Annotated in this window: 14 protein-coding genes; 8 read left to right on the forward strand and 6 right to left on the reverse strand. The window is 69.7% G+C overall.

The window, feature by feature from the left end:
• Positions 1-152: 152 nt before the first annotated feature.
• Positions 153-773 carry a dihydrofolate reductase family protein gene (locus tag AB0I12_RS21365; protein WP_359932320.1) on the forward strand — a complete coding sequence of 207 codons (621 nt, stop codon included), beginning with the start codon at positions 153-155 and terminating at the stop codon, positions 771-773.
• Here the strand turns inward: AB0I12_RS21365 and AB0I12_RS21370 are convergent.
• The 3 genes from AB0I12_RS21370 to AB0I12_RS21380 form a co-directional block, all read right to left on the reverse strand.
• The gene (locus AB0I12_RS21370) at positions 749-1246 is read right to left on the reverse strand and encodes an ATP-binding protein (protein ID WP_359932323.1); all 498 of its coding nucleotides are present in this window, start codon (positions 1244-1246) and stop codon (positions 749-751) included. The genes AB0I12_RS21365 and AB0I12_RS21370 overlap by 25 nt on opposite strands.
• 103 nt (positions 1247-1349) lie before the next feature.
• Positions 1350-1718, reverse strand: a complete 369-nt coding sequence (locus AB0I12_RS21375; protein WP_359932326.1) for a hypothetical protein — start codon at positions 1716-1718, stop codon at positions 1350-1352.
• Positions 1718-2119 (reverse strand): NAD-dependent epimerase/dehydratase family protein, encoded by a 402-nt coding sequence (locus AB0I12_RS21380; RefSeq protein WP_359932329.1) that lies wholly within the window; start codon positions 2117-2119, stop codon positions 1718-1720. Before AB0I12_RS21380 ends, AB0I12_RS21375 begins: the two co-directional genes overlap by 1 nt.
• A 167-nt stretch (positions 2120-2286) precedes the next feature.
• Between AB0I12_RS21380 and ligD the strand changes: the two genes are divergently transcribed.
• Positions 2287-3264 carry a non-homologous end-joining DNA ligase gene (ligD, locus tag AB0I12_RS21385; RefSeq protein ID WP_359932332.1) on the forward strand — a complete coding sequence of 326 codons (978 nt, stop codon included), beginning with the start codon at positions 2287-2289 and terminating at the stop codon, positions 3262-3264.
• Positions 3265-3357: 93 nt separating this feature from the next.
• On the opposite strand, the gene AB0I12_RS21390 is transcribed toward ligD, so the two are convergent.
• Both AB0I12_RS21390 and AB0I12_RS21395 read right to left on the reverse strand, forming a co-directional pair.
• On the reverse strand, positions 3358-6639 hold the full coding sequence (locus tag AB0I12_RS21390) for a hypothetical protein (RefSeq protein WP_359932335.1): 3282 nt from the start codon (positions 6637-6639) through the stop codon (positions 3358-3360).
• Between the two features lie 26 nt (positions 6640-6665).
• The gene (locus AB0I12_RS21395) at positions 6666-7238 is read right to left on the reverse strand and encodes a TetR/AcrR family transcriptional regulator (RefSeq protein ID WP_359932338.1); all 573 of its coding nucleotides are present in this window, start codon (positions 7236-7238) and stop codon (positions 6666-6668) included.
• 110 nt (positions 7239-7348) lie between these two features.
• On the opposite strand from AB0I12_RS21395, the gene AB0I12_RS21400 reads away from it, so the two are divergent.
• Positions 7349-8278 carry an alpha/beta hydrolase gene (locus AB0I12_RS21400; protein WP_359932341.1) on the forward strand — a complete coding sequence of 310 codons (930 nt, stop codon included), beginning with the start codon at positions 7349-7351 and terminating at the stop codon, positions 8276-8278.
• On the opposite strand, the gene mug is transcribed toward AB0I12_RS21400, so the two are convergent.
• Positions 8271-8831: a G/U mismatch-specific DNA glycosylase gene (gene mug, locus AB0I12_RS21405; protein ID WP_359932344.1), complete on the reverse strand. Its 561-nt coding sequence runs from the start codon at positions 8829-8831 to the stop codon at positions 8271-8273. The genes AB0I12_RS21400 and mug overlap by 8 nt on opposite strands.
• On the opposite strand from mug, the gene AB0I12_RS21410 reads away from it, so the two are divergent.
• The 5 genes from AB0I12_RS21410 to AB0I12_RS21430 all read left to right on the forward strand — a co-directional run bounded on the left by AB0I12_RS21410 (position 8830) and on the right by AB0I12_RS21430 (position 17103).
• A complete protein-coding gene (locus AB0I12_RS21410; protein WP_359932347.1) occupies positions 8830-10107 on the forward strand; it encodes a serine hydrolase domain-containing protein in 1278 nt (425 codons plus the stop codon). The two genes, mug and AB0I12_RS21410, sit on opposite strands and share 2 nt — an antisense overlap.
• Before the next feature lie 45 nt (positions 10108-10152).
• A complete protein-coding gene (locus AB0I12_RS21415; RefSeq protein WP_359932350.1) occupies positions 10153-11550 on the forward strand; it encodes a sigma 54-interacting transcriptional regulator in 1398 nt (465 codons plus the stop codon).
• A gap of 1 nt (position 11551) precedes the next feature.
• Positions 11552-13510 (forward strand): VWA domain-containing protein, encoded by a 1959-nt coding sequence (locus AB0I12_RS21420; RefSeq protein ID WP_359932352.1) that lies wholly within the window; start codon positions 11552-11554, stop codon positions 13508-13510.
• A 314-nt stretch (positions 13511-13824) separates the two neighbouring features.
• Positions 13825-16479 carry a pyruvate, phosphate dikinase gene (ppdK, locus tag AB0I12_RS21425; RefSeq protein WP_359932355.1) on the forward strand — a complete coding sequence of 885 codons (2655 nt, stop codon included), beginning with the start codon at positions 13825-13827 and terminating at the stop codon, positions 16477-16479.
• A gap of 207 nt (positions 16480-16686) precedes the next feature.
• Complete coding sequence (locus tag AB0I12_RS21430) at positions 16687-17103, forward strand: hypothetical protein (protein WP_359932358.1); 417 nt, start codon at positions 16687-16689, stop codon at positions 17101-17103.
• The last annotated feature ends 91 nt before the right edge of the window (positions 17104-17194 follow it).

The raw sequence follows: 17194 nt of genomic DNA on the forward strand, positions 1-17194 counted from the left end.
CGGTGAGGCTCGCTGTCTGGATACATGGTGGATGTGCTTGCACGAGATCAGGTGTGGTCGGTTGAAGAGTGTGGGTCCCGGCCCGCTGCCCGTCCCGTCTGCAAAGAAATCTGCTGGGGTAGGTGTCGGATCTCGGGTTCGGCATTCGTTGGATGGACAAAGAGCGCACCGGCCTGACCGAGGAGGGCATCATGACCGCGACCTACACCTTCGACATCTTCTGCACGCTCGACGGGTTCGGTTCGTACGACGAGAACGGGGACTGGGGCGGCTACTGGGGCAAGGCCGGGCCGGAGTTTCTCGAGCGGCGGCTGGACTCGTACAGCTTGGATCAGCGGCTGGTGCTCGGTGCCAACACGTTCCGCCTGTTCCGGGAGATTCTCGGCTCGAGTGACGCGCCGAAGGTCGACGACCCGGTGAACAACCGGATGATGGCGATGCCGTCGACGGTCGTCTCGACCACGCTCGACGGCCCGCTGGACTGGGCGAACGCGACCCTCGCCCACGGCGACGCGGTCGACGTCGTCGCCCGGCTGAAGAAGGAGTCCGACCTGCCGCTGCGCTCGCACGGCAGCCTCGCGATGAACCGCGCGCTGATGGCCGCCGGCCTCGTCGACCGCGTCCAGGTCACGATCTTCCCGGTCATCTCCGGCCGCACCGGCTCGGACCCGATCTTCGGCGGAGCCGCCGACTTCGACCTCGAACTGCTCGAGTCCCGAATCCTCGACGGCAACACCCAGGAGCTCGTCTACCGCCCGACCCTCCACCACTGATCCAGGTCCTCGACGGATCTCACCCGTACGGCGCCCTCGTCGTCCCCCGGTGGCTCGAACCCGGCAAGGTGCTCCTCCAGTACGTCGACCCCGACGTCCCGCCGCCGCGGATCGACAAGGTTCCCGGCCCGCCGCCGCCGTACGGTCGCGTCGTCCACATCGACGTACAGCAAGGTGAATCCGGCACCGGCACCCGCCGCCAGCGACCGCCACCCGTCCCGCAGGAACCGCGGCGAACTGGTGTCGTCGACGACCACCGACGTCCCGGCGGTCAGCAGCCCGAGAACCTCGTCCGACGCCAGTTCGTGGGTCCGGATCCATTCCTCGACCGGAATGCCGTCACCGCCCCACAGCCCGCGCCGCACGTTGATCTCGTCGAGGCTGACGACCCGCGCCCCCAGTCGCGGCGCCAGCACGCGCGCCACCGTGCTCTTCCCGGAGAACGACTTCCCACACAGCAGAACGAGCCTCACACCGAACACCCAACCACCCATCCCCACGAACCGACGACAAGTGATGGTGACGTGAGACAAGTAATACCTTGTCCCCACACACCATTTGGTGTTCCCGGTTCTGTCAGCGGGAGTTCTCGGAGCGCCAGGCGACGTAGTGGGCGACGGCCTCGGCCGTGTCGTACTGCGGGATGAAACCGGTGTCCGCGGTGAGGCGGCTGATATCCAGGTGCGGGCCCGGTTGGCCGCCGGGTTTGCTCGGTACGTTGAGCGCGTCGGCGAGGTCGCCGTTGCGCATCGGCCGACCGCTGGAGACGTTGTACGTCGTGTGGTTCAGCCGGTCGGCCGTGATGAGCAGGGCGATCGCGCGGCCTGCGTCGGGCGCATAGCACGAGTCGCCGCCGTCCTCGGCGTACAGCGGTGCAGGCGTCTCGCCCCGCAGTACGGCGCTGACGTACGGCGGGATGAAGTTGAACGGGGACTCCGGATCCATCAGCGGCCCCCACGTCGACCCGATCCGCAGTACGACGGGGTGTACGCCGGTGCCCTGCAGAGCGTGGGTGGTGATCGGCTCGACCGCCGTACGCCCCAGACCCGCGCCGCGTCGAGCGCGTTGAACAGCCCGGTCATGTCGGTCCGGAAGTACGCGACCGGATCGTCGGCCGGGACGCTGCCGGCGAGATGCACGATGTCGCTGACGGCGTACCGCTCCCCGAGCGCGAGGAACGCGGCCTGGATGGTCACGTCCAAGGACTCGACCACGACCTTCCCGTCGAGGAACGACGGCACATCACCTCGGCGGTGCGACGTGACGACGACGTCCTCGCCGAGATCGAGCAGCGCGCGGGCGGTATGGGCGCCGATCATGCCGAGCCCACCGGTCACAAGAATCATGCCGCGACGCTACGAGCGGTACGCCGTCCGCGTCTTGAACGAATCCCGCACGATCCCGACCTGGCGCTCGCGACGCGCTGTTCCAGCACACCGCGCCCCCGCAGGCGTTGCAACCCGGAGAGGAAAGGTGGTTCTCGATGCACTGGTGCGCCTTCTAAGCTCGGAGAATGGCCAGCAAGCCGGATGAGACGCGGGACGGGGTCGACCTGACCAATCTGGATCAGCCGCTGTTCGACGGGGCTGACGCCACGAAGCGGGACCTGGTCGACTACCTCGACGCCGTGCACGAACGGATCCTGCCGGAGCTGCGCGGGCGGCCGTTGTCGGTCGTGCGGATCCGGCCGGGACAGCCCAAGTTCATGCAGAAGAACGTCCCGAAGTACACGCCGGACTGGGTGCAGACCGTGCAGGTGTGGGCGGAGGCGTCGAAACGCCAGGTCTCGTACGCGTTGTGCGACGACCGCCGGACGCTGCTGTGGTTCGCGAACCAGCGCGCTGTGGAGTACCACCCGACGCTGATGCGTGCCGAGCGCTGGGACCGCGTCACGCACCTGGTGCTCGACCTCGATCCGCAGGAGGGGGAGACCTTCGCGATGGCCGTCCAGGCCGCGCTGCTGGTGCGGCAGGCGCTGACCGACTCCGGGCTGGCGGGGGCGGTGAAGACGAGCGGCGCGAAGGGCGTGCATGTGATCGTGCCGATTGTCGACACTGTGACGATCGAGGACGCGGCGGCCGCCACGCGGGCGATCGCTGCCCGCGCCGAGAAGATCGATCCGTCGATCGCGACCACGGCGTACATCAAGGAGGACCGGCACGGGAAGGTGTTCGTCGACTCGACGCGGTCAGGCGGTGCGACGGTGGTCGCGGCGTACAGCCCGCGAGTCCGTCCCGGTGCGACGGTGTCGTACCCGGTCGGGTGGGACGACCTGGAGAACGTCGCACCGCGCGACTTCACCGTCCGCAACGCTCCCGCCCTCCTCGCCGACCGCGACCCCTGGGCCGAACAGCTCCCCGCGCCACAAGCCATCCCCGACGACGTACTCGAGGAAGGCCGCGCCATCCCGGTCGCCCGCGTCGCCGCCATGCACGAAGGCAAACGCCGCAAACGCGCCCGCGAGGCCGAACAGGAGAATCCACCCACCTGATCCGCACCCGCACCGCCCCGACGCCCGGCCCAGCGAGGTGTGTCGATGCCAGCTTCGGTGAGGGGGCGTGAGGTGTGTGAGGTGGGAGTTTGGTTACTCCTCGGATGTCGTGAGGTCGAGGGCGTGGCGGCGGACTGGTGGTGTCGGGTGGTTGCGGAGGGCAACTAGGAGGGCTCGCCAGTCGGGTGGCCAGCCGGCTCGGGGGCTGGCTGTGGTGAGGACGGCGTGGGCTAGCAGGCCGGATGCCAGGTCGGGGGATCGGACGAGGGACTCGGCGACGGGGAGCACGGCGGCGGGTGTCCAGGTCGGTTCTGTTGCGGACAGGCGGGCGCGGACGAGCTCGGCGGCCGTGGCCGCGGCGAGGACGTCGTCGGCGACGAGTTCGCGGAGCTCGTTGGCGAGGACGCGGAAGTCGTCATGCGAGAGGACCAGGAGCTGCAGACGGAGCTCGAGAAGGTCCGCGCCGACAAGCTCAGAAGCGACGGCCCGCAGGTGGCTGCGGACGTCGGCGGAGCGGTTGGCGAAGTGAGCAGACAGCTGACGCACCAGATACGTGAGCCGCTGCCGCGCCGGGTGATCCCGGTCCGGCAACGCGTCCGGCAGCGATGGATCCCGTTCGAGACGCACCAGCAGCCGGACAGCCTCGACCACCTCGTCCAGCCCCGCGGGCGCATCGGTAGCCAAGAAGGAGACCAAAGCCGAGACCGCGTCCCGCCAGACGCGACTTCGCAACTCCAGCCGGCTGATGAAGTCCGCACACACCCGAGCTGCAGCGGAGTTGTACCGCGCCCACCCCCGCAGCGCGTGCAAGGCCGCCCCGACAACCTCAGGCTCGGCCCGTGTCGTCACGGCGATCAGCAGGTCGGCGTACCGCGAGCGATACACCACAGGTACGTCGTACGGGCGCCGTGCAGTCAACGCCGTGGCGGTAGCCGGCGAATCGTGAACTGCCTGCTCCAACACAGCCCACGCCGCCGGGTCGTACAGCAAGTACTGCGACACAGTCCGCGCAATAGCCGCGCGCACATCCCGATGCGCACCGGACCACGTCTCTGTGAGTACGGCGCCGGCCCCCGGCGCCCTGAGCTCACCGAGCAGCCGCACGGCCCCTTTCCGCGACGTGATCTTCACACCGTCGCCAGAAAGCACCGGCTGGAGCAGCCCGGGCAGCCGACTCGGCCGCACGAACCGCGCCGCCCGGGCAGCGGCGTAAACAGCAACCCGCGCGCGATCGTCCCCCACATGCGCGAGCAGCAGCGGCATAGCCAAGTCAGGTCGTTCCGTCCACGCCAACGCGGCCAGCGCGGCCTCCTGCAGCAGTACGTCGGAACTAGCGAGAAACTCGTCCAACGCGGCCCGCCCCGCCACCGGCACGCGCCCCAGCGTCTTCACCGCCAACGCCCGGTACCACTCCGGCATCCGCTCGTCACGTGCGACGCCGACCAGCAACTCGGCGTACCGGGCCTGCTGTCGTGGCAACCACTGCCGCAGCGCGTAGCTCGGCACCTCCCACGCGGCACTGTTCCGGTCGAACCGGCGGATCCGGTCCGCCGCCGCGAACACCTGGTCGAGCAGGTCGGTGCGCAATTCGGTGACGACCCACCACACCGGATGCCAGCGGGCCATCCGTACGTCGCGAGCAATGATCTGCTCAACGCGGGCCGAGCGCGTAGCCGGTGCGTCCAGCCAGTACCGGCACGCGGACTGCACGGTGTACTCCTGGTTCGACCAGACCGCCTGCTCCAGCACTTCCTGCAACGGCTCCAACGACCACGCGCGACGGCCGAAGGCTCCCGCCACCGCAAGCGCCAGACCGAACTCGTTCCGCTTCGCCGCCGCCTCGATCGAAGGCCGCAGTACGTCGTACACCTGGACCTCACGCCCGCGCGGCAGACCATTGACCAGGCCGTACAGGCTGAGCGAGCCCGTGTTCTCGGACAACCGCGCGTGCGCCTGCAGCCCCCATTCCAGTACGCCGGGCCGGTCATCGACGGCGCCGCGGACGACGGCGTGCTCGGCCAGTTGCGTCAACGCCCGCCGCGTCGCCCAAGAGACGTCTCGCGCCGCCAGCGCATCGGTGAGCAACAAGTCCAGCGACTCGAGCAGCGCGTCCGTCAACAGCGTCGGCGGCAACTCCACGACAGCCTGTACGGCGTTGAGTCGCACCGTGTCCTGGTCGTTGCGGACCCGGCCGGCCACCCACGTGACAGCCTGCACGACCTGCTCCGGCTGCCTGCCGTACCCGGCGGACCGGATCGCTGCCTGGTACACCGAACTGCGCACTGCCGCATCGGGATCACGGACGTCCGGCTCGAGCAGCGCAAACGCCTCGTCAAAGGGCAGATGACCGGCGACACTGCGCCGCCACGCCCCATCTGAGCTGGCTGGCAGTGTCAGCATCCGGCGTGTCTGCTCAGCACGCACAGCGTGTGGCAGTGCCTCCAACAGCTCAGTACTCAGCTGCGCCTGACCCAGGTCGACATGTTCTGTGACCGCGGCGAAGATGACAGCGCGCCGGGACGGTGGCAGCACGCCCAGGACACCGGCGAGCTGTGGCCAGAGGACCCGGCCGAGACTGACGAGGTCCTCATCGGAGTACCTGTGCAGACGACGCCGGAACGCCGGCGTGAGAGCCCGCGACACCGTACGGCGCCGGTCAGGTGCCAGTAGCAGCTGCAGCACGCCCTCGGGATCCCGGTCCGTCAGCGGACCGAGGACGTCGAGCACTGCGATCGGGAGGTCGTGTGCGGGGACGGCCTGCTTGATCAGCTCTACGTCGAGCGCTGCAGTGACACCGTGGCCGACGCCCTGCCACCACTCGTCGTCAGCCGGGAGCGTCCGGCGCGCAAACGCCAGTACTGCGTCCGAGTGGTGCTTCGCGAGCTGACGCCAACCACCTGGCGTCACGCAGTACGCCAGCTCGGGAAGCAGCCGCGCCACAGTCTCCTGGTCCGTTGCGGCGAGCAGTGCGGTCGCCGCCACGTCGCCCCACCGCGCGCGGTGCTCGTCGATCAGCCGTACGGCGAGGTGCTCGCGCCGCTGTCGCCGTACCAGGGAGACCAGCTTCGACCGCAGCGCCGCGGGCGCGTCGTCGTACGCGATGCGCAGCTCGTCGTCCGTGACCGGCACCCCGCGGGCGACCGCCGCGAGCGCCCGGTTCTGCACGGCCGGATCCGGGTCGCGCAGCATCCGGCTCACGTACGCCGCCTGGCGCGTGACCTCGGCGATCTGCAGACCGAGGACGCGCTCGAAGGCCGGGCCGCGAGCCAGCTCGTCGAGGAGCCCGGTCAGCTCCGGCGCCCGGTCGGCGAGCAGGCGTACGCGCTGTCCGCGCGAGAGTCCGTCGATCGATCGCAACAGCTCGGGCAGGCGCATGCGCCCATCCTGCCCAATGGGTGGTGTCAGGCCTTCGTCGACGCGTCCAGGATCATGGTTGCGGCCTCCCGGGCGCGCAACGCGGGGTCGGCCGAGCCGGAGATCGCGGCCCGGGTGATCGCGCCCTCGCTGAGCAGGATCAGGTGGTCCGCGAGCCGGTCGGCATCGTCCGCGCCGGCCTCCTGGGCGAGCTCGGTGAGGGCCTGCCGGAACCCTTCCTTGTGCCGCGAGGCCATCTCGGCGACCCGCGGCGATACCGCGCCGAGCTCGCCGAACGCGTTGATGAACGCGCAACCGCGGTAGTCGCGCTGGCTCGACCAGTCGTAGAGGAAGTCGAACACCGCGAGGATGCGCTCGCGCGGATCGGTCTGCGCCTCGACGTGCTCGGCGAGCATCGACTTCCAGAGCGCGTCCCGGCGGTCCAGGTACGCCTCGATGAGGGCGTCCTTGGACGGGAAGAGCTGGTAGAGCCGTTTCAGCGACACCCCGGACGCCGCCCGGATCGCGTCCATCCCGACCGCCTGCACACCACGCTCGTAGAACAGCGCGTCGGCCGCGTCCAGCACCTGCTGCTGCGCCGTCGCCGTGTCCAGAACCATTCCCGCCTCCCGGGGTGACCCGCGCCACCTTGCGCGGAGAACCATCGTTCTCCTACAGTAGCAAACGCACCGGAGAACGAGCGTTCTCCGCGATCGACAGGAGGATGACCATGACCGTTCTCGAGCCCGCCGCCCAGGCTTTCGCCGATGCGACCGCGAAGCCCCCGTTCCTGTTCCAGCTGTCACCCGAGGAGGGCCGCAAGGCCGTCGACGAGGCGCAGACCACCGACTACCCGAAGCTCCCGGTCGACGAGGAGTGGGTGACCGCCGCGGACGGCACGAAGGCGCGGATCGTCAAGCCGCAGGGTGCGACCGGTGTGCTGCCGGTCATCCTCTACATCCACGGTGCCGGCTGGGTGTTCGGCGACGCGCACACCCACGACCGGCTGGTGCGTGAGCTCGCCGTCGGCGCGGGCGCCGCGGTGGTGTTCCCGGAGTACGACCGTTCGCCGGAGGTGCGCTACCCGCACGTGCTCGAGCAGAGCTACGCCGTGGCTCGCTGGATCATTGCCTCCGGCAAGGAGCACGGCCTGGACGCGCAGCGGCTGGCGATCGCGGGCGACTCCGTCGGCGGGAACATGACGGCCGCCGTCACGCTGCTCGCGAAGGAGCGCGGCGACGTGAAGTTCGTCCAGCAGGTGCTGTTCTACCCGGTCACGGACGCGTCCTTCGACACCGCGTCGTACCGGGAGTTCGCCGAAGGGTACTTCCTGCAGCTGGACGGGATGAAGTGGTTCTGGGACCAGTACACGACCGACGAGAACGAGCGCAACCAGATCACCGCGTCCCCGCTGCGGGCGACGACCGAGCAGCTGCAGGGCCTGCCGCCGGCGCTCGTCATCACCGGTGAGGCCGACGTACTGCGGGACGAGGGCGAGGCGTACGCGGCCAAGCTGCTCGAAGCCGGGGTGCCGACGACCGCGGTCCGGTTCGCGGCGATCATCCACGACTTCGTGATGCTGGACGCGCTCCGCGACACCTACGCCGCGAACGCTGCGATCGAGCTGGCGATCTCGACCCTGCGCAAGGCGTTCAACTGACCCGTTCGAGCTCCGCGAACGCCTCCGCGAGTTTCGGCAACGTGTAGTGGGCATTCAGGCCGCTCGGATTCGGCAGCACCCAGACTCGGGTCGTGCCGATCGTCCGGTCCTGCTTGCCCACTGTCGCCGCCCGCTCCTCGAAGGCGTCCCGGTACGCCGTGACGCCGAGGACCGCCAGCCATTCCGGCTGGACGTCGAGGACCTTCTTGACCAGGTTCTCGCCGCCCGCGATGAGCTCGGCCCGCGTCAGCTCGGCCGCCTTCGCCGACGGCCGGTCGACGACATTGGTGATCCCGAGCCGGTAGCTGAGCAACTCCTGCTGCTCACTCGGGTGCAGCTGCCGGGGTGTGAACCCGCTCAGGCGCAGCGCCGGCCAGAACCGGTTCCCCGGCCGGGCGAAGTGATGCCCCGTCGCCGCCGACATCAGTCCCGGGTTGATCCCACAGAACAGCACCCGCAACCCAGGGGCGATCACATCCGGAATCCCGTCCACGCGCCAGACGGTACCGCCCCACCACGATCGGCGGCCGATCAGCACGTAGGTTGGGCGCATGCCTGACTGGTCTGCGCGGTTGAGCGAGTTGGCGGTGGCGGCCGAGGTCACCGGCGCGGTGCTCGGGATCTGGCACGACGGCGAGACGACCATCGCGCCGTACGGCGTCCTGAACGCGGCGACCGGCGTTGAGACCACGGCCGACTCCCTGTTCCAGATCGGCTCGATCAGCAAGCCGTGGACCGCGTCGATGATCGTGCAGCTGGCCGCCGAGGAGCGGTTGCGGCTGGACGACCCGATCGTCGAACTGTTGCCCGAAGCGCCGGTCGATCGGCGGATCACGATCCGTCACCTGCTGACCCACACCAGCGGCATCGACGGCGACCTGTTCACCGACACCGGTCGCGGCGACGACTGCCTCCAGCGGTACGTCGCTCTGCTCGCCGGCGTCGACCAGCTCTTCGAGCCCGGTACGGCGTACTCGTACTGCAACGCCGGCTTCGTCCTGCTCGGCCGGCTGATCGAGGTGCTCGACGGCCGGACCTGGGACGCGTCGCTGAAGGCCCGCCTGGTCGAGCCGCTCGGCCTCGCCCACACGGTGACACTGCCGGAAGAGGCGATCCTGGAACGCGCCGCGGTCGGTCACCTGGCCACCGACGGCTCGCGGGTGAAGACGTGGCAGTTGCCGCGCAGCATCGGGCCGGCCGGGACGATCAGCGCGAGCGCGGCCGACCTGCTCGAGTTCGCCCGGATGCACCTGACCGACGAGCGGTACGCGGTCATGCAAGAGCCGCAGGTCCCGTACGCAGCTGGCATCGGCGGCTTCGTCGACCTCGGCCTGACCTGGCGGATCTACGACTGGGCCGGTCGCCGGCTGTTCGGGCACGACGGGTCCACGATCTCGCAGCTGGCTTTCCTGCGGATCGATCCGGAGGCGCGGCTGGTGATGTGTCTGCTGACCAACTCGGGCAACGGCACCCGCCTTTTCGAGCCACTCGCGTCCGAGATGTTCACGCACTACGCCGGGGTCGCGCATCCGCCCGCGCCGCAGCCGATCGACGTACCCGTCGACGACCGTCACGCAGGACGGTACGAACGCGCCAGCGTACGGCTCGACGTCGCGAAGCGTGACGACGAGCTGGTGATGGTCTACACCGCAACCGGCGACCGGCTGCTGTTCTCCGAGGACCCCGAGCACGAGTACGAGCTGCGCCCGACCGCGCCGGCCGACGGCGACCATTTCGTCACCCGCGAGTCGCCCGCGCATCCGTGGGTGCCGGTCACGTTCCGGCCCACGCACGTGTTCACCTCGGGCCGGGTCACGCCCAGGCGGTGAGATAAACCGCTCGCGATTTGGGGTGACCGAGCTAACGTCATCAGGGTGACTAGTGCACCTGCTGAACTTCCTCGTAAGGCCGGTGACCTCCGGGCCGCCGGATATCTTCCCCGGTCGATCAAGGCCGAAATCCGTGACAACCTGCTGAAAGAACTCCGGGCCGGGCGTGATCCCTGGCCCGGCATCGTCGGCTTCACCCGCACGGTGATCCCGCAGCTCGAGCGCGCCCTGCTCGCGGGGCACGACGTCGTCCTGCTCGGTGAGCGCGGTCAGGGCAAGACCCGGCTGCTACGCACGCTGGTCGGTCTGCTCGACGAGTGGACCCCGGTGATCGAGGGCGCCGAGCTGCCCGAGCACCCGCTCGACCCGATCACGCCCGCCTCCCGCCGCCGGGCCGCCGAGCTCGGCGACGACCTGCCGGTCGCCTGGCTGCACCGCTCGTTGCGGTACGCCGAGAAGCTCGCCACCCCCGACACGTCGGTCGGTGACCTGATCGGCGACGTGGACCCGGTGAAGGTTGCCGAGGGCCGCAGTCTCGGCGACCCGGAGACCATCCACTTCGGGCTGGTGCCGCGCTCGCACCGCGGCATCGTCGCGATCAACGAACTGCCCGACCTCGCCGAGCGGATCCAGGTCGCGCTGCTGAACGTGATGGAGGAGCGCGACATCCAGGTCCGCGGATACACGCTGCGGCTGCCGCTCGACGTGTTGCTGGTGGCAACGGCCAACCCCGAGGACTACACCAACCGCGGCCGGATCATCACGCCGCTGAAGGACCGGTTCGGCGCCGAGGTCCGGACCCACTACCCGCTCGACATCGACGCCGAGGTGGACGTGATCCGGCAGGAGGCCGAGTTCACCGCCGAGGTCGGCGAGCCGCTGCTGGAGGTGCTGGCCCGGTTCGTCCGGCACCTGCGCGAGTCGACGGCGATCGACCAGCGGTCCGGGGTGTCCGCCCGGTTCGCGGTCGCCGCGGCCGAGACGATCGCCGCGGCCGCGCTGCGCCGGTCCGCGATCACCGGTGAGAAGCCCGCGGTGGCCCGGCCGGTCGACCTCGAGGCGGTGCCCGCCGTACTGCGGGGCAAGCTCGAGTTCGAGCCGGGGGAGGAAGGGCGCGAGATCGAGCTGCTCGAGTACCTGCTGCGCCGGTCCGTCGCCGACACCGCCCGCGAGCGGTTCGCGGGTCTCGACCTCACCCCGCTGGCCCACGCTGTTGCTGATGGCAACCTTGTGACGACGGGTGAGCGGGTGCCCGGCCGGGAGGTGCTGGCCGCGCTGCCCGAGCTGCCGGTCCTGCACGACGTCGCCGCGCGCGCCGGCGTGGAGCCGGACGACTCCTCCGGCCGGATCGCCGCCGCGGTCGAGCTCGCCCTGGAGATGCTCTACCTGTCGAAACGGGTGGCGAAGGACGCCGACAACGACACCACGATCTACGGGGCCTGACATGTCGGCGTCCATCCCGGAAGGCTGGTCCTACGGGCCGTGGCACGACGGGCCGGATCCGCTCCAGGCGCCCGCGGACCTGCGGGACGCCCTGGACGAGATCGGCCGGGACGTCATGAACGGCTCGTCGCCGCGGTCCGCGCTGGAGGAACTGCTCCGGCGCGGCACCCGCAACACCCAGGGCCTCGACGACCTGACCCGCCGGTTGTGGGAGCGCCGCCGCGAGATCCAGCAGCGGCACAACCTCGACGGCACCCTGCAGGACGTCCAGCGGTTGCTGAACGAGGCGCTGGAGGCGGAGCGGCGCGAGCTGTTCCCGAACCCGTCCGACGACGCGCGGTTCAAGGAAGCAGAGCTCGACGCACTCCCGTCCGGTACGGCGGCCGCCGTACGGGAGCTGGCGAACTATCAGTGGGAGTCGGCGGAGGCGCGGCAGAAGTACGAGGAGATCCGCGAGCTGCTCGGGAAGGAGCTGCTCGGGTCGCGGTTCGAGGGCATGAAGGAGGCCCTGCAGCAGACGACGCCCGAGGATGTCGAGCGGATCAACGAGATGCTCACGGACCTGAACGCGCTGCTCGCGGCGCATGCGCAGGGGCGTCCCGACGTACCCGAGCTGTTCGACGAGTTCATGGCCAAGCACGGCGAGTTCTTCCCGGAGAACCCGCGGAACGTCGACGAGCTGATCGACGTGCTCGCGCAGCGGGCGGCCGCGGCGCAGCGGATGCTGAACTCGATGACGCCCGAGCAGCGGGCGGAGCTGATGGAGCTGTCGCAGCAGGCGTTCGGCAGTCCGCAACTCGCACAGCAGTTGTCGCAGCTGGACGCCCAGCTGCAGGCGCTGCGGCCGGGGGAGGACTGGTACGGGTCGGAGCAGATGAGTGGTGACGATCCGCTCGGTCTCGCCGACGGCGCCCGGGCGATGTCCGATCTCGCGGAGCTCGACGCGCTGGCCGAACAGCTGGCGCAGTCGTATCCGGGGGCGCGGCTGGAGGACATCGATCTCGACGCGCTCACTCGTCAACTGGGCGACGAGGCGACCGTCGACGCGCGCCGGCTGAGCGAGTTGGAGCGGCAACTGCGGGACCAGGGGCTGATCGAGCGGGCACCGGACGGCTCGCTGCGGCTGTCGCCCAAGGCGTTGCGTCAGCTGGGGCAGACCGCGCTGGCCGACGTACTGCGGACCGCTCGCGGATCCGGTGAACGGGACGCGGCCAACGCGGGCGCGGCCGGTGAGTTGAGCGGGTCATCACGTCCGTGGGAATTCGGCGACACCCAGCCGTGGGACGTGCCGCGCACCGTGCGGAACGCCGTACTGCGGACTGCTTCGCGGAGCGGTTCGGTGAAGCTCGACGTCGCGGACGTGGAGATCGCGGAGACCGAGCACCGGGCCCGGGCCGCGGTGGCGTTGCTGGTCGACACGTCGTGGTCGATGGTGCAGGAGGGCCGCTGGCTGCCGATGAAGCGGACGGCGCTCGCGTTGCACCAGCTGATCTCGACGCGGTACCGCAACGACGCGCTGCAGCTGATCACCTTCGGCCGGTACGCCGGGGTGGTCGAGCTGCCACAGCTGATCGGCATGGAGGGCACCTGGGAGCAGGGCACGAACGCGCACCACGCGCTGCTCCTCGCCGGCCGGCACCTGCGGCGGCACCCGGATGCGCAACCGGTCGTGCTGATGGTGACGGACGGGGAGCCGACCGCGCACCTCGAGCCCGACGGTACGGCGGAGTTCTCGTACCCGCCCGAGCCGGCGACGCTCCGCAAGACGATCTTCGAGGTCGACCGGCTCGCGAAGCTCGGCGCCTCGCTGACCGTCTTCCGGCTCGGCGACGACCCGCGGCTGAACGCGTTCGTCGACCTGCTGGCCCGCCGCAGCGGCGGGCGGGTCGTCGCGCCGGACGCCGACGGTCTGGGCGCCGCGGTGGTCGGCGACTACCTCCGGACTCGCCGCAAGCTGTAGCCCAACAGAGAAGAGCGGACCTTGGACCCGGGACATCCCGGTCCAAGGTCCGCTGCGTTGTGGGCGGATCGCTGGTTGACTGGGAATCGTTGGAAACAGGGTCGGTTGTCCTGCGTTGTCAACGCTGTAAGGGTTTTCCGGCCTTCGAGCTGTGGGAAGCGTCACGTCGCGATAGTGAGACCAGTGTTCAACTGGACTGATTTTTGGGCTTACTCTGAAAGCACGCCCCCGCCGCCGGAGTCGACGGGCCAGCGGGCCATCTTCCCGTGCCTGAAACACGCTGCAAACACCCGCCTGCAACCCAGGGAGTGACCGTGCCGAAACTCGTCTACGACTTCGCCGAAGGCAACAAGGACATGAAGGAGCTGCTCGGCGGAAAGGGCGCGAATCTCGCCGAGATGACCAACCTCGGCCTGCCGGTGCCGCCGGGGTTCACCATCACCACCGACGCCTGCCGTGCGTACCTGGAGACCGGCGCGGTGCCGGCTGAGCTGGCCGAGGAGATCGACCGGCACGTCGACCTGCTGCAGCAGAAGATGGGCAAGAAGCTCGGCCAGGCCGACGACCCGCTGCTGGTCTCGGTGCGCTCCGGCGCGGCCGCGTCGATGCCCGGAATGATGGAGACCGTTCTCAACGTCGGCCTCAACGACGACTCGGTGAACGGGCTGGCCCACCAGTCCGGCAACCCGCGGTTCGCCTGGGACGCGTACCGGCGGCTGATCCAGATGTTCGGCAAGACCGTGCTCGACATGGACGGCGAGGTGTTCGAGGAGGCGCTCGACGCCGCCAAGGAGGCGAAGGGCGCACGGACCGACCTCGATCTGGACGCCGACGACCTGAAGGCGCTGGTCGAGACCTTCAAGCGGGCCGTACACGACCACACCGGCCGCGAGTTCCCGCAGGACCCGCGGACCCAGATGGACCTCGCGATCGCGGCCGTCTTCGGTTCCTGGAACGCCGAGCGCGCGGTCCTCTACCGCCGCCAGGAACGCATCGACGGCAACCTCGGCACGGCGGTCAACATCTGCTCGATGGTGTTCGGAAATCTCGGCATGGACTCCGGCACCGGCGTCGCCTTCACCCGCGACCCCGCGAGCGGCCAGCAGGGTGTGTACGGCGACTACCTGCAGAACGCGCAGGGCGAGGACGTGGTGGCGGGCATCCGCAACACGGTCCCGCTCGCCGACCTCGAGCAGATCGACAAGGCGTCGTACGACAACCTGATGGGCATCATGGCCACGCTCGAAGGCCACTACCGCGACCTGTGCGACATCGAGTTCACCGTCGAGCGCGGCAAGCTGTGGATGCTGCAGACCCGGGTCGGCAAGCGGACCGCGGCGGCCGCGTTCCGGATCGCGACCAGCCTGGTCGACGAGGGTGTGATCGACACCGACGAGGCGCTGCGGCGGGTCAAGGGCGCGCAGCTCGCGCAGCTGATGTTCCCGCGGTTCGACGCCGACGCCGGCAAGGACCGGATCACCAAGGCGATCGGCGCGTCGCCGGGTGCGGCGTCGGGCAAGGTCGTGTTCACGTCGGCCGCCGCTGTCGAGGCCGCGGAGAACGGCGAGAAGGTGATCCTGGTCCGGCGCGAGACCAACCCGGACGACCTGCACGGCATGATCGCGGCGCAGGGCATCCTGACCAGCCGCGGCGGCAAGACCTCGCACGCGGCCGTGGTCGCCCGCGGCATGGGCAAGACCTGCGTCTGCGGCGCCGAGGAGCTCGACGTGAATGTTGCCCAGGGCACCATCAAGGTGAACGGCACCGTGATCGAGGCTGGTGAACTGATCTCGATCGACGGCACCACCGGCGAGGTGTTCCGCGGCGAGGTCCCGGTCGTGCCGTCCCCGGTCGTGCAGTACTTCGAGGGCACGCTGGCGCCCGACGCCGGCGACGAGCTGGTCGCGTCGGTGCACCGCCTGATCACGCATGCGGACGAGGTCCGGCGACTCGGCGTCCGGACGAATGCGGACACCGCGGACGACGCGGCGCGGGCGCGGCGGTTCGGCGCCGAAGGGATCGGGTTGTGCCGGACCGAGCACATGTTCCTGGGGGAGCGGCGCGAATCCGTCGAGCGGCTGATCCTCGCCGACAACGACGCCGACCGGGACACCGCGCTGGCCGAGCTGGAGCCCCTGCAGCGCGGGGACTTCGTGGAGCTGCTGGACGCGATGGACGGGCTGCCGGTGACGATCCGGCTGATCGACCCGCCGCTGCACGAGTTCCTGCCGTCGATGGAGGAGCTGGCGGTCAAGGTCGCCGTGGCGCGCGAGCGCGGCGAGGAGCCGGAGCACGACGCCAAGCTGCTGGCCGCCGTCGAGCGGCTGCACGAGCAGAACCCGATGCTCGGGCTGCGCGGTGTGCGGCTCGGGCTGGTGATCCCCGGTCTGTTCGCGATGCAGGTCCGGGCGATCGCGCAAGCGGCCGTCGAGCTGCGCGGGCGCGGCAAGGACCCGCGGCCGGAGATCATGATCCCGCTGGTCGGCGCCATCCAGGAGCTGCACCTGGCCCGCGACGAGGTCGAACGCGTGCTCGCCGAGGCCGGCATGGCCGGGGAGATCCCGATCGGGACGATGATCGAGCTGCCGCGGGCCGCGGTGATCGCGGACCAGATCGCGGAGGCGGCCGACTTCTTCTCGTTCGGCACCAACGACCTGACCCAGACCACCTGGGGCTTCAGCCGCGACGACGTCGAGAGCGCGTTCTTCTCGCGGTACCTGGAGAAGGGCATCTTCGCGGTGTCGCCGTTCGAGTCGATCGACCGCGAAGGCGTCGGCGCGCTGGTCCGCACCGGGGTAGACCGCGGCCGGGCCACCAAGCCGGACCTGAAGCTCGGCGTCTGCGGCGAGCACGGCGGCGACCCCGACAGCATCCACTTCTTCCACGAGGCAGGCCTCGACTACGTCTCCTGCTCGCCGTTCCGCATCCCGGTGGCGCGCCTGGAGGCCGGCCGGGCGACGCTGGACTGACGCCGGGGCGCGCTACCGTGCGGCGGTGAGCCTACGTACGACGTTCGGTGAGGATCCAGAACTGTACGACCGCGTCCGGCCGTCGTACCCGCGCGAGCTCTTCGACGAGCTCGCGCGGATCGTCGGCGGCCGCCCGAAGGTCCTGGAGATCGGCCCCGGCACCGGCCAGGCAACCGCCGCCATGCTCGAACGCGCATCCAGCGTTGCGTGGACCTGCTGCGGCCCGGCGGAGCGTTGGCGGTCGTGTCGACGCACCATGTCGCGGGTGGGTCCGAGCAGTTCTTCGCCGACGTGCAGTCCTGCTACGAACGGTTCACCGACGACCCGACGGTGGACGGGCTGCCGGCCGCGGACGACATACCCGAGGATCCGGCAAACCTTGCGGAAACAGGGCTTTTCGGGTCTGTGCAGTCCCACAGGTTCGTCTGGGATGCGGACTATTCGACGGCCGAATATCTCGAACTTCTGTCCTCGTATTCGGGTCATCGGGCCTTGACAACGGACCGGCGTGACGGACTGTACGACTGCATCGGCGCTCACATCGACGCGGCCGGGGGTTCGATCACGAAGCGTTACCTGAATCAACTATCCGTAGGAAATTCCCTTAACCAAACCCTTGCGTAGCGGGCGGTCGGCTGGTGAGAATATCCGGGCGGGAAGGGAGATCACTCGTCGACTTTCGGGTCTGACCTGAACCAGCCGCTGTGGCGGCTCG

It is taken from the genome of Kribbella sp. NPDC050459, assembly GCF_040655315.1.
Classification (GTDB): Bacteria; Actinomycetota; Actinomycetes; order Propionibacteriales; family Kribbellaceae; genus Kribbella.

What these genes read in the sequence shown, in the direction of transcription:
- AB0I12_RS21365 (WP_359932320.1), top strand. Translation starts at nt 153, where the DNA reads ATGGACAAAGAGCGCACCGGCCTGACCGAGGAGGGCATCATGACCGCG.
- AB0I12_RS21375 (WP_359932326.1), bottom strand. Translation starts at nt 1,718, where the DNA reads ATGGATCCGGAGTCCCCGTTCAACTTCATCCCGCCGTACGTCAGCGCC.
- AB0I12_RS21380 (WP_359932329.1), bottom strand. Translation starts at nt 2,119, where the DNA reads ATGATTCTTGTGACCGGTGGGCTCGGCATGATCGGCGCCCATACCGCC.
- ligD (WP_359932332.1), top strand. Translation starts at nt 2,287, where the DNA reads ATGGCCAGCAAGCCGGATGAGACGCGGGACGGGGTCGACCTGACCAAT.
- AB0I12_RS21390 (WP_359932335.1), bottom strand. Translation starts at nt 6,639, where the DNA reads ATGCGCCTGCCCGAGCTGTTGCGATCGATCGACGGACTCTCGCGCGGA.
- AB0I12_RS21395 (WP_359932338.1), bottom strand. Translation starts at nt 7,238, where the DNA reads ATGGTTCTGGACACGGCGACGGCGCAGCAGCAGGTGCTGGACGCGGCC.
- AB0I12_RS21400 (WP_359932341.1), top strand. Translation starts at nt 7,349, where the DNA reads ATGACCGTTCTCGAGCCCGCCGCCCAGGCTTTCGCCGATGCGACCGCG.
- AB0I12_RS21410 (WP_359932347.1), top strand. Translation starts at nt 8,830, where the DNA reads ATGCCTGACTGGTCTGCGCGGTTGAGCGAGTTGGCGGTGGCGGCCGAG.
- mug (WP_359932344.1), bottom strand. Translation starts at nt 8,831, where the DNA reads ATGCGCCCAACCTACGTGCTGATCGGCCGCCGATCGTGGTGGGGCGGT.
- AB0I12_RS21420 (WP_359932352.1), top strand. Translation starts at nt 11,552, where the DNA reads ATGTCGGCGTCCATCCCGGAAGGCTGGTCCTACGGGCCGTGGCACGAC.